Source organism: Chryseobacterium takakiae, assembly GCF_900129385.1.
Classification (GTDB): domain Bacteria; phylum Bacteroidota; class Bacteroidia; order Flavobacteriales; family Weeksellaceae; genus Chryseobacterium; species Chryseobacterium takakiae.
Genome location: NZ_FQVO01000013.1, coordinates 16,020 through 30,607 on the forward strand (window position 1 = coordinate 16,020; position 14,588 = coordinate 30,607).

14 protein-coding genes are annotated in these 14,588 nt (G+C 36.7%); 8 read left to right on the forward strand and 6 right to left on the reverse strand.

What is annotated here, in order from left to right:
* Positions 1 to 10 precede the first annotated feature (10 nt).
* Positions 11 to 481 (reverse strand): hypothetical protein, encoded by a 471-nt coding sequence (locus tag BUA76_RS15400; protein WP_072885684.1) that lies wholly within the window; start codon positions 479 to 481, stop codon positions 11 to 13.
* A gap of 106 nt (positions 482 to 587) precedes the next feature.
* Between BUA76_RS15400 and priA the strand changes: the two genes are divergently transcribed.
* The 8 genes from priA to gldG all read left to right on the forward strand — a co-directional run bounded on the left by priA (position 588) and on the right by gldG (position 11,698).
* Positions 588 to 3,035, forward strand: coding sequence for a replication restart helicase PriA (gene priA / locus BUA76_RS15405; RefSeq protein ID WP_072885685.1), 2,448 nt, complete (start codon positions 588 to 590; stop codon positions 3,033 to 3,035).
* A gap of 159 nt (positions 3,036 to 3,194) precedes the next feature.
* Positions 3,195 to 4,667, forward strand: a complete 1,473-nt coding sequence (gene dacB / locus BUA76_RS15410) for a D-alanyl-D-alanine carboxypeptidase/D-alanyl-D-alanine endopeptidase (protein WP_072885686.1) — start codon at positions 3,195 to 3,197, stop codon at positions 4,665 to 4,667.
* A gap of 86 nt (positions 4,668 to 4,753) precedes the next feature.
* The gene (locus tag BUA76_RS15415) at positions 4,754 to 6,682 is read left to right on the forward strand and encodes a M1 family metallopeptidase (RefSeq protein WP_072885687.1); all 1,929 of its coding nucleotides are present in this window, start codon (positions 4,754 to 4,756) and stop codon (positions 6,680 to 6,682) included.
* A gap of 86 nt (positions 6,683 to 6,768) precedes the next feature.
* A complete protein-coding gene (kbl, locus tag BUA76_RS15420) occupies positions 6,769 to 7,965 on the forward strand; it encodes a glycine C-acetyltransferase (RefSeq protein WP_072885688.1) in 1,197 nt (398 codons plus the stop codon).
* A 197-nt stretch (positions 7,966 to 8,162) separates the two neighbouring features.
* Positions 8,163 to 8,624, forward strand: coding sequence for a hypothetical protein (locus BUA76_RS15425; RefSeq protein WP_072885689.1), 462 nt, complete (start codon positions 8,163 to 8,165; stop codon positions 8,622 to 8,624).
* Positions 8,625 to 8,633: 9 nt separating this feature from the next.
* The gene (locus BUA76_RS15430) at positions 8,634 to 9,182 is read left to right on the forward strand and encodes a CopD family protein (protein WP_072885690.1); all 549 of its coding nucleotides are present in this window, start codon (positions 8,634 to 8,636) and stop codon (positions 9,180 to 9,182) included.
* 112 nt (positions 9,183 to 9,294) lie between these two features.
* On the forward strand, positions 9,295 to 10,023 hold the full coding sequence (locus BUA76_RS15435) for an ABC transporter permease subunit (RefSeq protein ID WP_072885691.1): 729 nt from the start codon (positions 9,295 to 9,297) through the stop codon (positions 10,021 to 10,023).
* A 4-nt stretch (positions 10,024 to 10,027) separates the two neighbouring features.
* Positions 10,028 to 11,698, forward strand: coding sequence for a gliding motility-associated ABC transporter substrate-binding protein GldG (gene gldG / locus BUA76_RS15440; RefSeq protein ID WP_072885692.1), 1,671 nt, complete (start codon positions 10,028 to 10,030; stop codon positions 11,696 to 11,698).
* A gap of 48 nt (positions 11,699 to 11,746) precedes the next feature.
* Here the strand turns inward: gldG and BUA76_RS15445 are convergent, their stop codons facing one another.
* The 5 genes from BUA76_RS15445 to BUA76_RS15465 form a co-directional block, all read right to left on the reverse strand.
* Positions 11,747 to 12,064, reverse strand: coding sequence for a type II toxin-antitoxin system RelE/ParE family toxin (locus tag BUA76_RS15445; protein ID WP_072885693.1), 318 nt, complete (start codon positions 12,062 to 12,064; stop codon positions 11,747 to 11,749).
* Positions 12,055 to 12,291: a hypothetical protein gene (locus tag BUA76_RS15450; RefSeq protein ID WP_072885694.1), complete on the reverse strand. Its 237-nt coding sequence runs from the start codon at positions 12,289 to 12,291 to the stop codon at positions 12,055 to 12,057. The genes BUA76_RS15445 and BUA76_RS15450 overlap by 10 nt, the downstream gene beginning before the upstream one ends.
* Positions 12,292 to 12,520: 229 nt before the next feature.
* On the reverse strand, positions 12,521 to 12,742 hold the full coding sequence (locus tag BUA76_RS15455; RefSeq protein ID WP_072885695.1) for a hypothetical protein: 222 nt from the start codon (positions 12,740 to 12,742) through the stop codon (positions 12,521 to 12,523).
* A gap of 2 nt (positions 12,743 to 12,744) precedes the next feature.
* Positions 12,745 to 13,515, reverse strand: coding sequence for an HNH endonuclease (locus tag BUA76_RS15460; protein WP_072885696.1), 771 nt, complete (start codon positions 13,513 to 13,515; stop codon positions 12,745 to 12,747).
* Between the two features lie 153 nt (positions 13,516 to 13,668).
* Complete coding sequence (locus BUA76_RS15465) at positions 13,669 to 14,583, reverse strand: helix-turn-helix domain-containing protein (protein ID WP_072885697.1); 915 nt, start codon at positions 14,581 to 14,583, stop codon at positions 13,669 to 13,671.
* Positions 14,584 to 14,588: the final 5 nt, after the last annotated feature.

A 14,588-nucleotide genomic window follows, 5' to 3' on the forward strand; every position in this document is an offset into this window, starting at 1 on the left:
ATATTATTATTTAATTTAATTCGAAATCATATAAAATAATAGAATCAATATGATCTTTCCACTGTTCTATGTGAGCAGTGTTGCTTACAGCGGGCATGATAGAAGTGGATTGGTATGAAGAATTATCTTTTAATCTGATTTTAGCCTTAAAAAGTAATTTTTTTCCTGTTTTTTGAACAACCATTAAAACATAGGTGGTTGAGGTCATCATGAAGCCCTCTGCAAAAATAAGATCAATACTGTTATCTTTAATTTCATCTTTTTTGAAATTTTCTAATACATCGAAAAGATCAATTTGTTCGTTAACATTTTCTTCTTTTACAATCTCAAAGCTGGTAATCTTGTTATTTTTTATTTCGGGTTTTAGCAGAATTTTTTTGCCAATGGGAATTGTAATTTCTCCTTTATTTAAAGAAATTTTTTCCTGAGCAGAAATTAAAATGATTAGAAATAAAGCTAGAATTGATAAGAATTTTTTCATGATTATTTATTAAATTGAAATATTAATCTGATATAACAACGATAAAAATATAAAAAATTGCAGTTCCCGAAAGAATCAATTAATTTTACGTTTTAAATATTTTCCTTTGCAATACGCCCAGATTATTTTACCATTAAATTTAAAAGGATCTTTCACTTACAAAGTTCCTGAAGAACTGCAATCTGAAATCCGGGTTGGAATGAGGGTTTTGGTTCCGTTCGGTGGTAAAAAAATATATACCGGAATTGTATTTGAGCTTCATAATGAAGCGCCGGAAGCATTTGTGGCAAAAGAAGTCATCAGTCTTTTGGATGATCAGCCCATTGTTCCGCAAGAACAGATCAATTTTTGGAACTGGCTTTCAGAGTATTATTTGTGTGGTCTCGGAGAAATTTACCGTTTTGCATTTCCCTCTTCATTAAAGCTGGAAAGCGAAACGTATTTAAAATTAAAGCCGAATATCACGGTTGACTTCGAAAATCTTGATGTCAATGAAATGTACCTTATTCAGGCGCTGGAAGTACGACAGCTGATTAATTTGACGGATATTGAAGCATTTATCCCAAAGAAAGATATCATCAGAACCATCAATTCTTTAATTGATCTGCAGTATATCGAAATTGATGAAAAGATTGCAGAAAAGTACAAAGCAAAGGAAATTGCGTATGTGAAAGTGAAAGATGAGGTTTTGAAAAACCAGAACCTTACGGAAATTCTTTTAAAATTAAATAAAGCAAAAAAACAAAAAGATCTTTTCCTTCATATTCTTGAAAAGCAGACAGAAAATCCTGATCTTCACATAAAAAAATCAGAGCTTTTTGAAGACGGTTATTTTGTAAGTTCATACTTTAAAGCTTTGGCAGACAAAAATCTTGTCGAAGAATATTACATGCAGAAAGACCGGCTTGAAAGCTATGAAGGCGAAATAGAAGAAATAGAAGAGCTTTCAGAACCTCAGAAAACCGCGAAAACTGAAATAGATGAAGCTTTTGAGGAAGGAAAAAATGTGCTGCTTCACGGGGTAACATCATCAGGAAAGACCCATATTTACCTCGAAAAAATAGAAGAATGTATCAATGAAGGCAAAAATGTATTGTTCCTGCTTCCTGAAATTTCTTTAACCAAACAGATCACACAACGGTTAGAAAAAAAATACGGAAGACAGCTCGGGTTTTACCATCAGAAACTAACTGATTTTGAACGCGTCGAAGTCTGGAGAAGAATCCGGCAGAATGATATTAAAATCCTGATTGGAACACGGAATTCCTTGTTCCTGCCTTTTCAGAATTTAGGTTTGATTGTGGTGGATGAAGAACACGATTCCGCATACAGACCACGCGAAGTCTCCCCTTATTTCAATGCTAAAGATGCAGCGTTGGTATTGGGGAATTTCTACAATGCTCGTGTCATTTTAGGCTCTGCAACACCTTCTGTGGAAAGCTATTACAATGCCAGGAAAGATAAAACGGCGTATGTTTTTCTTGAAGAACGTTTTGGGAATGTAAGTCTTCCGGAATATGAGCTCGTCAATTTTAAAGAAGCCCAGGATTCCAAAAAAGTTCACGGAAACTTTTCTTTGCAGATTATTGATGAAATTAAAAAAGTGCTGGAAGAAAAGAATCAGGTTATTGTGCTTCACAACCGCCGTGGTTACGCCAACGTGGTGGAATGTGAAACCTGCGGTTATGTGAATTATTGCTCCAATTGTGATGTTGTAATGACCTATCATAAAGCAGCCAACGAAATGAAATGTCATTACTGCGGCCAGAGGGCTTCCAAACCGAAAACCTGTCCTAAATGCTATTCCGAAAACCTGAATGAAAGAGGAGTGGGAGTCGAGCAGATTCATGAAGAAATTTCAAAATTATTTCCGGATCATGAAGTTGACCGCATGGATATTGATTCCATGAGAAAAAAATTCGCCTACGAAAGGTTGTATGAGAAAATCGAGGACCGTGAGACTGATATTGTTGTCGGAACACAAATGATTTCCAAAGGACTGGATTTTAACCATATCGAGCTTGTAACAATTCCAAAGGCTGATTCAATGCTTTATGTTCAGGATTTCAGAGCAGAAGAACGTGCGTATCAGTTGATTACGCAGGTTTCCGGAAGAGCAGGCAGGGTATCCGGAAAAGGGAAAATTATCATACAGACGTATCATCCGGAGCATTCTGTTTTTCAGCTGATTAAAATGAATAATCCGGCGAAAGTTTATAAATATATTTTAACGGAACGCAAAAAATTTCATTATCCTCCTTTTACGAAACTCATCATGATTGAGCTGAAGCACAGAAGAGAAGATAAAGCCAACAGAGCTTCGCAGTTTCTCGGTTCTATTCTTAGGAAATATCTTCCTGAAGATTGTGTGCTGGGACCGGAAAAAGCACAGATCGCAAAACTTAACAACCTGTACCAGTTTCAGATCCTTCTAAAACTTCCTAGAGGAAAAAAATATGAGGAATATAAAAAACTCGTTTTAACAAGTTTGGAAGAATTTGATGAAATTACTGCATACCACAGCATTAAAAAAGATGTTTTTGTAGACTTTTAACAAATTTTAACAAATTTTATGGGGTTTTATAAGCCCTCTGCGTACCTACTTTTAGCAATATTTTCTACATTTGGTCGTTGATTATATGTTTGGGGTTTAACTTTCGATTTAACCGATTGATTTTTAATTCATCCAAACTATAGCAAAATGAAAAAATAGATGGTAAATTTCAGAAAGTATATTTCAGGTGTTGCGGTGCTGGCCGCAGGATTCTTCCTTGCCCAGTCTACCGTTTCTACAGTGCTATACGCTCCGGGGTATGAAAATCAGAACAACAGTTTGAATCTGCCTTCACCGATTACTTCGATGGTGGAAAAAACGGTTCTCTCGGCCAAAGAGCTTGTAGACATTAATGTAAACACAATGATGACCGATCCGGTGCTGAAAAATGCAACCTGGGGATTCGTAGTGTACGATCCGAAAACGAAGAAAATAATCTCTTCGTATAATGAAAATACTCCTTTAGTTCCTGCTTCCACCACAAAATTACTGACCACCGAAACGGCAATGAGTATGCTGGGTGAGAATTACCGTTGGAATACGCAGCTGGAATATTCGGGAAGTGTTGATGAGAATGGGGTTCTGAACGGAAATCTTTACATCGTGGGCAGCGGGGACCCTTCTTTGGGAACCAACAAAGCAGGAGCATGGGCGTACAGAGATATTATTTCAGATTTTAAGGAAGGACTTTCACGTGAGGGAATCAAAAAGGTAAATGGTGATATTATCATCCAGACAGCGCTTTTCAAAGGCAATATTTCAAAGCTTCCGGAAAATGTTGTCTGGCTGGAAAATAATAATTACTACCTGCCTGCAGGAACTACGCGCGAGATCAATCCTGCGAACGAAAAACTGATTGTAAAAAAATCAGCCAATTTCTCAAACGAAAAGAAGTTCTTCTACGTTTCTCCTTACAACAACCAGATGGTGTATGCCGACAAATATGAAGGTGATGGTATTTTAACAACAAAATTGCCTGATGCACCTGCCTATCTTGCCAATTCTTTCAGAACAACTCTGGTAAAAAGCGGGATACCTGTAACAGGAAAAGTGACTCCGAAAATGACGGATGCTAATCCCGAAAGCAGAAAGATGATATCGGTCTATAAATCTCCTACATTAAGCGATATTATTTATTATACTAATCAGCATAGTGATAACGGATTAGCCGAAGCGTTGCTTAAAACGGTAGGCTTCCAAAGTTTGGGAGATCAGACTACGGAATCAGGAAGAAAAGTAGTAACCGAGCATCTAAAGAAGGAAGGCTTTGATATGATGGGGCTCAATTATATCGATGGAAGCGGGCTTTCAAGAAGCAACAACGTTACGCCGATATCACAGGTAAAGTTTCTCACCTCTTTAATGGATGAAAAATATTATAAAACGTATTTGAATTCATTACCGGTAGGAGGCCAGTCCGGGACATTGAAAAGAATGTTCAACGGAGCCGGGAACGGGCAAATTTATGCAAAAACCGGAACTTTAAACAGAGTAAAAACATTAGCCGGATATATGAAAACCAACACAGGGAAGACTTTGGTTTTTTCTTTATTGGTGAACAATTATACAGGATCGGTAGACATGGTAAAGAAAAGAATGGAAAAAATTCTTGAACCGGCTTTAGATTTATAGAATTGTTAAAATTTAATTAAGATAATAACCTTTCGATCAATGATTGAAAGGTTTTTTTATATCTTTGATAAAATTTTTTGCGAAGCATGAAAAAAATCTATTTTTTATTACTGGGTATTTTTATAACCCATCAATTGTACGCCCAGAAAGGCATAAATAATATTGAAAGAAAAGGACTGATTGCAAAAGAAATGAAGTCTTTTGCCAACAAAATGGCAGCCGGAAATACAAATCCGAATACCCTCAATTATGATCTCCAGTACCAGAGAATGGATGTTACGGTAAATCCGGCTGTATACAGCATTGCAGGCTCTGTAACCTCTCATTTTAAACCGAACCAGAACATCAGCAGCATCTATTTTGATCTTGATAATCAGATGACGGTCTCACAGGTTGCCTATCATGGCACTAATCTTAACTTTCAGCAGCTTTCTACGAAGGAAGTAAAGATTGATTTTGCTTCTCCGCTTGCCGCCAATGTATTGGATTCTCTTACCATAACCTATTCCGGAGCGCCACCTACTGCAAACGGGGCGTTTTTTAACGGGACTCAGGGCGGAACAGCAGTTTTGTCTACGCTGAGCGAACCTTACGGAGCCCAGGACTGGTTTCCAACAAAACAAAGCTTAAATGATAAAATCGAAAAGTTTGATCTAAAAGTAACAACGCCTTCCCAATATAGTGTGGCTGGAAATGGTAAATTTATGTCTGAAACCATTCTTGGAAACGGACAAAAACGTACTTTCTGGAGAACACAATATCCAACTGCAGCTTATCTCATCGCATTTTCAATTACTAATTTTGTTAAATTAAACGATACCATAGGAAATCCGCCATTCCCTTTTGTAAATTATATTTTTCCGTCTACTTCCACCAATACAACCAGTATGAGCAATATTGACTGGACAAAAACGGTGATGGATACTTTTGAAACCTATTTCGGACCTTACCCTTTCCGGAACGAAAAATACGGGCACATGGAATTTCAGGCAGGCGGCGGAATGGAGCATCAGACCATGTCATCCATGGGAGGGTGGTCCAGAGGATTAATTGCCCATGAACTCGCCCATCAGTGGTTTGGAGATAAAGTGACCTGCGGAACGTGGAATGATATCTGGCTGAATGAGGGATTCGCGACTTTTGGTGAACATTTAGCTAATGAAAAGCTTCTGATGAATAATGCCGGCTTTTTAAATTATCTTTTGGGACAGAAAAACTATATCACCAGTGCAACCGGAGGAAGCGTTTACGTAGCAGATTCTAATCTTGCAAACGTCGGAACTATTTTCAGCGGGAGATTGTCCTATGCAAAAGGAGGATATGTGGTGAGAATGATTAAATGGATTCTAGGTGACGCAGCTTTTTATCAGGCTATCAAAGAGTATCATTCCAGACCTGCACTTGCCTACAATTATGTAAGAACACAAGACCTTAACGCTTCTTTATTGACTTCAACGGGTAAGGATTTTACAGAGTTTTTCAATGACTGGATTTATGGCCAGGGTTATCCAACTTATGATATCCGCTGGAAACAGGTGGGAAATACATTAACGATCAGAGCTTCGCAAACACAAAGCAGCCCCACGGTAAGCTTTTTTGAAATGCCTCTTCCGATAAAAGTAAACGGAACCGGTGGCCAGGTTGCGTATTTAGCACCGAATAATACCGTAAACAATCAGTACTTTACCCAGTCTGTAACTTTCCCGGTAGCCAGTATTGAATTTAATTATGAATACCAGATTCTAGAAAAAAATTCAACGGTAGCTCAGGATAATACGCTGGGAACAGCAGAATCTGTTAAAGATGAATTTGCACTCTACCCGAATCCTGCCAGAAATGAAATTAATATCAGAGGAATTGATAAGCCTGCGGAATTCACGATTTATTTTACAGACGGAAAACTGGTAAGAAAAGGAGTGTACCAGCCCGGAACACCAATCAGCATCTCAGAATTTGTTCCGGGAACATATATTTTTAAAATCAATGATAAAAATGTGAAGTTTTTAAAGAAGTAAATGCATCTCATCTAAATAACAAAGCTGTTTCATCCTTATGAAACGGCTTTTTTTATTAAATTAGCGAATCTTAAAAAATATTAGAAATGATCTCTAAAAAGTATCTTGAAAACCTACAGAACGAACTGCAAAATATTGAAAACGACGGACTTTATAAAAGAGAAAGGATAATTACTTCTCAGCAGAGTGCGGAAATAGAAGCCAACGGAAAAAAGCTGCTGAACTTCTGTGCCAACAATTATCTGGGATTATCCAACCATCCGGAAGTGATGAAAGCTTCCCAGGATATGATAGAATCCCACGGCTACGGAATGTCATCCGTTCGTTTCATCTGTGGAACTCAGGATATTCATAAGCAGCTGGAGCAGAAGATTGCCGATTTCTTAGGTCTTGAAGATACAATTCTTTATGCAGCGTGTTTTGATGCCAACGGAGGGGTTTTTGAACCATTGTTTACCGAAGAAGATGCCATCATTTCCGATGAGCTGAACCATGCTTCCATTATTGATGGGGTACGTCTTTGCAAGGCCGCAAGATACCGTTATAAAAACAACAATATGGAAGATCTGGAAGCCCAGCTGATTGCCGCTTCTGAAAAGAATCACCGTTTTAAAATCATCGTTACCGACGGAGTTTTTTCAATGGATGGAATTGTTGCCGATTTGAAAGGGGTTTGTGATTTAGCCGATAAATATGATGCTTTGGTGATGGTTGACGATTCCCACGCAACGGGTTTTATCGGGAAAACAGGCCGTGGAACGCATGAAGCCAATGAAGTAATGGGTAGGGTAGACATCATTACTTCCACTTTAGGAAAAGCGTTGGGAGGAGCGTTGGGAGGATTTACTTCCGGTAAAAAAGAGATCATCGATATGTTGAGACAGCGTTCCAGACCGTATTTGTTCTCGAACTCACTGGCTCCGGGAATTGTGGGTGCAGCCTTGAAAGTACTTGACATGATCTCCGAAGACACTTCTCTGCGTGATAAAGTAATGGAAAATGCGGAATACTTCAGAGCAGAAATGAAATCGAAAGGTTTTGACATTCCTGACGGGGATGCGGCGATTGTTCCGGTAATGCTTTATGATGCACCTTTAGCACAGAAAATGGCAGAAAAATTAATGGATGAAGGAATCTATGTAATCGGGTTCTTCTATCCGGTAGTGCCGAAAGGAAAAGCAAGAATCAGAGTTCAGCTTTCCGCAGCGCATACAAGAGAACATCTCGATAAAGCAATTGCTGCTTTTGAAAAAGTTGGAAAAGAACTGGGTGTGATTTCTTAATTAAATAATATTAAACAGAATGCTTCACAAGTTCAGCATGATACCACTACAAAATGACCGCAAATAAAAGCTGTTAGTATTAGGATTGTCATGCTGAGCCTGTCGAAGCATCTTTTCATTAAATTATATTCCAAATCAAAAGAATTTATTTTTAAAAATTATATAAAAACTTATCTTTGCGCATAATTTTCAATGAAATGTTTTTTAAATCCAAGTATATAATTGAATTTTCAAAACCAAAAGAGGAAATTTTAAATGATATAGATAAAAATTTATATAAAAAATTCTTTGATTGGAACAAGCGTTTCGCGGGAGAGGTGTCTGACAATAGTTTTGATGTTAAGTTTTTTCATGATAAAATGTCTCCTTATTTTAAAGGGAGATTTGTTGCAAAAGAAAATAAACCAGAAAGTATCGAATTGATCGTATATTCAAGCGCTTTTTCCATTTTAGGAAGCATACTCGGAACCATAATTTTCTTGGGATTTGCGATTGCATTTTTTCTGCAAGAAAATTATTTATGGACTACCGCTATGGTCATCATTTATATTTTAATTGTTTTATCAAACCAGGCAGGGATTAATAATGCAAAAGATATTTTTTTTGAATATTTAAAAAAACTGGATACATTTAGTAAGATTATTCCTGTTAAAAAATAGAATCAATACATGCTTTACACCATAATAAAAGCACTTCATATTATCTTCATGGTAAGCTATTTTGCAGGGATTTTTTACCTTGTAAGAATCTTTGTTTACTATAAAGATACCGACGAATTTGCCGAGGATAAAAAGAAAATTTTAAGAGAGCAGTACACCTTCATGGCACGCAGGCTCTGGAATATCATTACGGTTCCGGCAGGTGTGATCATGACTGTCTGCGGAATAACCATGATTTTTCTGAATTTAGGATTGATGAAAACACCCTGGTTTCATCTTAAACTGACTTTTCTGATTGGTCTTGCAATATACCATTACTGGTGCTGGAAAAAAGTGTTACAACTGAAAGAACTCAACGGAAATATCTTGGGAACAGCCAATATCAAATTAAGACAGGCCAACGAAATCGCAACATTCATTTTGTTCCTTGTTGTATTTACGGTGATCTTAAAATCTCAGGTTATTGAGTATTGGTGGCAATTAATCACCGGATTTTTCGTTCTTGTATTTTTAATTATGATGACGGTAAAATTGGTTAATAAAAAAAAGAAAAAGTAATGATTTGGTTGATGGTTGCCAGTTGATGGATATGAAAAATTTTCATTGAAATATAATCATTGTAAACGAGCAACAATCAACTAATAACAATCAACATTTTACAATAAAAACTATGATTGCAATTTTAAAAAAAGAACTTTGGAGTTACTTCGGAAACTGGAGCGCATGGGTGATCATTGCCGCTTTCAGTCTGATCACGACACTGTTTCTGTTTTTTTTCGACAACGATTCCAATATTTTTGAGATCGGGATGGCTTCTTTACAAAGCTATTTTGTGTTGGTCCCTTGGCTGTTAATGTTCATCATTCCGGCGCTTTCTATGAAAACCTTTGCGGAAGAGCAGCAAACCGGAACACTCAATTGGCTTTTTTCCCAACCCCTGAAAATTTCAGATTTGGTGTTCGGGAAATTTCTCTCAGTCTGGATTGTCGGAATTTTATGCCTTATTCCTTCATTAATTTATTTGTACACGGTTTATGTGTTGGGCGTTCCGGCCGGAAATATTGATCTTGGGATGACCTTCGGAAGTTATATCGGATTAATTATTTTAATTGCAGCATTTTCAGGAGTAGGAATATTGGCTTCGTCGCTTTCCCAGAACCAGATCATGGCTTATCTGTTAGGCGTTTTTATGTGTTTCATTATGTATTTCGGGATCGAGCAGCTGGCAAGTTATAAGTTGCTTGGCAGTGCAGATTTTATTTTGCAGAACGTAGGTTTTTATCAGCATTTTCTAGGCTTTACAAGAGGGCTTATCGATTTTAAGGATGTTGCCTATTTTGTACTGATCATCGGTATTACTTTAGTGTTGTCCAATCATTTCATTAATAAAAAAAAGTAGAATTATGAAGAAGATATCATTTAAATCTCCGCTGGGAATTTTACTTTTCGTCATTGTACCATTGGTCGTTATCCTTGCCATTTCAGGGATTAGGTTGGATTTAACCAAAGAAAAAAGATATACGCTTTCCGACAATACCATCAAAGTATTGGAATCGGTAAATAAGCCGTTGGTAGTGGATGTTTACCTGGAAGGAGATTTCCCGGCCAGCTTTAAGCAGCTTCAGGGCGAAACGAGATTCATGCTCGAAGAATTCAGGAAGATCAATCCGAAGATCGATTTTAAATTTATTGATCCCATCAAAACCAAAATGTCTCAGGATACGCTGATGGCGATGGGAATGCAGCCTTCCGTGCTTCCGGATATCAAAGACGGGAAAGTTTCGCAGATCATGCTGTTTCCGTATGCGGTGGTGAAATACGACAAAAAAGGAGTTTCCATTCCGTTGGTGGTACAGCAGTCAGGAATTGATGCCGATCAGCAGTTAACAAAGTCTATTGAAAATTTAGAATATAATCTGGTTTCCAATATCAAAAATATTGCAGCCAATAGAAGAAAGAAAATCGGAGTACTGATTAACCAGGATGAGCTGAGTCCTACGGAATTCCAGGGATTCATGCAGTTGGCTACCGAAAGTTATGATGCAGGACCTATCATTCCTAAAAATCAGACTGAGCTTAGTCTGGCTGATGTTCCAATGCTGAAGCAGATGAGTGCCCTTGTTATTGCAAAGCCAAGAAAAGCCTTTACCGACGGAGAAAAAGTAATTCTTGACCAATACATCATGAATGGCGGTAAAACGTTGTGGATGATTGATGCGGTGAATGCAGAAATGGATACGTTGATGAGGTCTAAAAAAGTAATGCCGTTCCCGGTAGATATTAATATGACTGACTTTTTCTTCAACTACGGAATCAGGATCAACCCGGCTTTGGTAAAAGATGTGAAGAAATTTGCTTTGCTGAGGTTAGTGACCGGTGAAGTGAGCGGAAATCCTCAGTACACCAGTCTTCCGTGGCCGTATTATCCGTTGGGAATCGCAGAAAACAATAATCCGATTACCAAAAATATCAATCCGGTAAAATTTGAATTTCCGACTTCCATTGATACGTTGGGCGGAAGAAAAAATATTAAAACGAACGTTCTTTTTGAATCGAGTGAAAGAACGTTGCTGAAACAGGTTCCGAATTATGTGGATCTGAAGGAAATTTCAAGTGTCGACAGTCTCGGACAAATGGAAAAGCCAAGCACCCCGAAAATTTATGCCGTGGCTTTAGAAGGCAAATTTAATTCCGCCTATGCTTCAAGGATTGAAAGAAAATCGTATCCGAATTTCAAGAATTCAAGTCCTGAAAATAAAATGATCGTCATCGCAGACGGCGACGTAGGCCGAAATAAGGTTTTGAAAGGTGAACCGCTTCCTTTAGGGGTAGATCTGCTCACCAATGAACAGTTTGGAAACGAACAGTTCCTGAGAAATGCCCTCGACTATCTTCTGGATGACAGCAACCTGATGGAACTCAGAAACCGGAATATCGAAGAAAGGCTTCTGGACCGACAAAGAATTACCGAAGAGAAAAACAACTGGCAATGGTTTAATTTGCTGCTGCCATTAGCCATTATCGGGATTTTAGGAGGATTGTTCTTCTGGTTAAGGAAAAAGAAGTTTGGATAAAGGATATAGAAAAAGAGAAGTTTTTGGCTTCTCTTTTTTATTTTTTGTCTATTGTCTTTCTTCTATCTTAATAGGATTTTGTCTTGCATCAAAAACATCAGTAATTTCAATTCGGTTTTTTTCTTGATTAAACCAATAAATGATTTTATAATTTTTATAAACCAAATATCTGAAGTTTTCTTTTCTGGATAAGAGCAACTCTTCTTTTTGTCCTATTTCTTTTTGAAAATCAAGAGTATTTGCTTTATTTACAATTCCAACAACAAGCTTGTTTGCAACTTTCAGGTTGGCTTTTAATTTATAATAATCAAAAATATTTCTTAACTGTGTCTTTGCAAAATTTGTCCAGAATATTTTTACTGCCATTGCTTTACTTCTGAAAGTAAATCATTAGATTCGATAATTCTGTCGTTCTTAGAATCTTCTAATGATTGATCAATTCGTTTATTTAGCTCTTCAATTGAAAAAGGTCTTGTATGATCTTCTTCCTCCACTTTAGATAAAATATATTCTTCAATTTTCTCAAAGAAACTTTCATCCTCAAGTTGAGCGAGATAGGTAATTAAGTTTAATTTTCTGGTTTGAATATCCATAACGGTTCTATTTAAATCAAAATTACAAATTAAATTTTAATACCAAACGCATTTAAAATGATAGTATTAACCAAAGTAACGAAGAAAAAAACAGGAAGGGTAGCGTAGAAATTATCAAATGTTGGATTGGGGGTAAATACTTAATAGTGTGATGGTTGTCGGAGTTTTTTGTAGTTTTCTTTAAAAAAGTTTGATAAATTATCTAAAAAAATAGTTTGAATTTATCTATTTAAAATTCAGATAATTTTAAATAGAGTTTTTTTTCTGTATACTCTTCAATAGTTAGCATATAATCAATAGTGTCCCAATCAGTATTTTCATGAAATTCTTCAAATTCTTTAGCCCACCAAATAAAGTCCATCATATCTTGTCTTGAATTTCCAGAGTAGTAACTCTTTTGACCTGCATAATATGCAATGTCTGCGACTGTTTCTAAAAGTTTATAGTTCATATTTATGATTTGAATCTTTCTTCATTATGATATTTTAAAAATTCCCTATCTGGTAAAAACCTTGAAGGAAGAATAATTTTTTGATTCTCAAATTTACCAAAAAAATCAAATGAATGCTGATTTGTTTCTTTAAGAAGTATTGGAGATATTTTTATATGATAATCTGGTGTAATTGTTATATATCCTATTTCAAAAGCTTTATCATGTAATGAGTTTATTGCAATTCCATTTCTTGGATTTAGCCTGTTTCTTTCATCTATTCCCCAAGGTCGAATGTGACCAGCAACTAGAAGTTCTGGATACTTAATTCCTGTTATACAACATGTGTTGTTATAAGCCGCCAATATTGAAGATCTAAAAAAAGATTGATTAACTCGAGTCTTTACTAATTGTTCTTTCACTTTTCCCTCTCGTGGTAATTCATTTTCAGGAATATCATTTAACCGTTCAACGGTTGTATGTTTAAGAGTAGCTAATAATCTTTCACTTTCATATGGAAGAATATCCCAGTGATTATAAAATTCATTCCATATTTCCTTATCAAGTTTACTAGTATTAACGGCTCCTTTTATACCTCTTTCTTTTAAGCTTGGATCAAGGCTGGCAAAATTAACTAATTTATATGCAACTGAGTTTGGAGTCCTATTTAGAAGTATAGAAAGGTCTATAATCTTAGGGTTTAAGCGGTGTAAGCGGCCAAATGGTAATTTACAATATAGATTAATTGCTAGAATAAGCTCATCTCTTGTCCATAAACGTTGTCCCGGTTTCATTAGTTTTATAGTTAAAATTTTACGGATATAATTATATTTAGTTCAGATTTATACCCTATAATTAATAATTGTTTTTCATGTACTTTGTACAAAATAGAGAAAATAAGTATAAAGTTTAATTGACGCTTTAGCCTAATTAAATCAAGAAAACCCTCAATTAAACGCCCTCCTAAACTCCCCCGGCGACTGCTTCACCTTCTGCTTAAACAACTTGCTGAACGACTGCGGATGCTCAAATCCCAGTTCATAAGCAATTTCACTCACGGACAAATTGGTTGTACTTAACCGTTCTTTAGCGTGATCGATCAGCTTGTTCTGGATGTGCTGCTGCGTGTTTTGCTGCGTGTGAATCCGCAATAAACTGCTAAGATAATTCGGGGAAATATTCAATTGCTCGGCGATGGATTTTACGGATGGAATCCCTTTTTCCAGAAGGTTTCCGCTGCGGAAATACTGCGAAAGAACTTCTTCAAACTTCTCCAGCAATTCATGGCTGGATTTTTTTCGCGTAAAGAACTGCCGCTCATAAAAACGCTCGGCGTAGATCAGGAACAATTCGAGCTGGGCGACAATCAGTTCCTGGGTAAATTTGTCCGTATTATTCTGGTATTCCTTTTCAATATTCCTGAAAAGATCAACAATGATCTTCTCCTCCTTATCCGACAAAAACAATGCTTCGTTAATTTGGTAGCTGAAAAATTCGTACGACTTGATTTTCTTGATCAGCGAAGTTCCCCAAAGAAAGTCCGGATGTATGAGCAGTAAATAGCCCGTCGGTTCTACGACTACATCAGGTTTCATTTCCAGGCTCAGGAACTGAAGCGGGGAGACAAAACACAACACCCCGGAATCAAAATCATATTCCTGCTGTCCGTAATTGAATTTCGCATTGATATTCCGTTTCAGTCCTACCGAATAGAAATTCTGGATCCATTTCAGTTCCGTATCGTTCACAGGATACTGTACTTTACTGTAATCAATAAGGCTGATCAGCGGATGTTCAGGATTCGGCAGATTACAAAATGTATGAAAATCTGAAATCGAATTAAATCTGAAAGTTTGTTTCATACCGC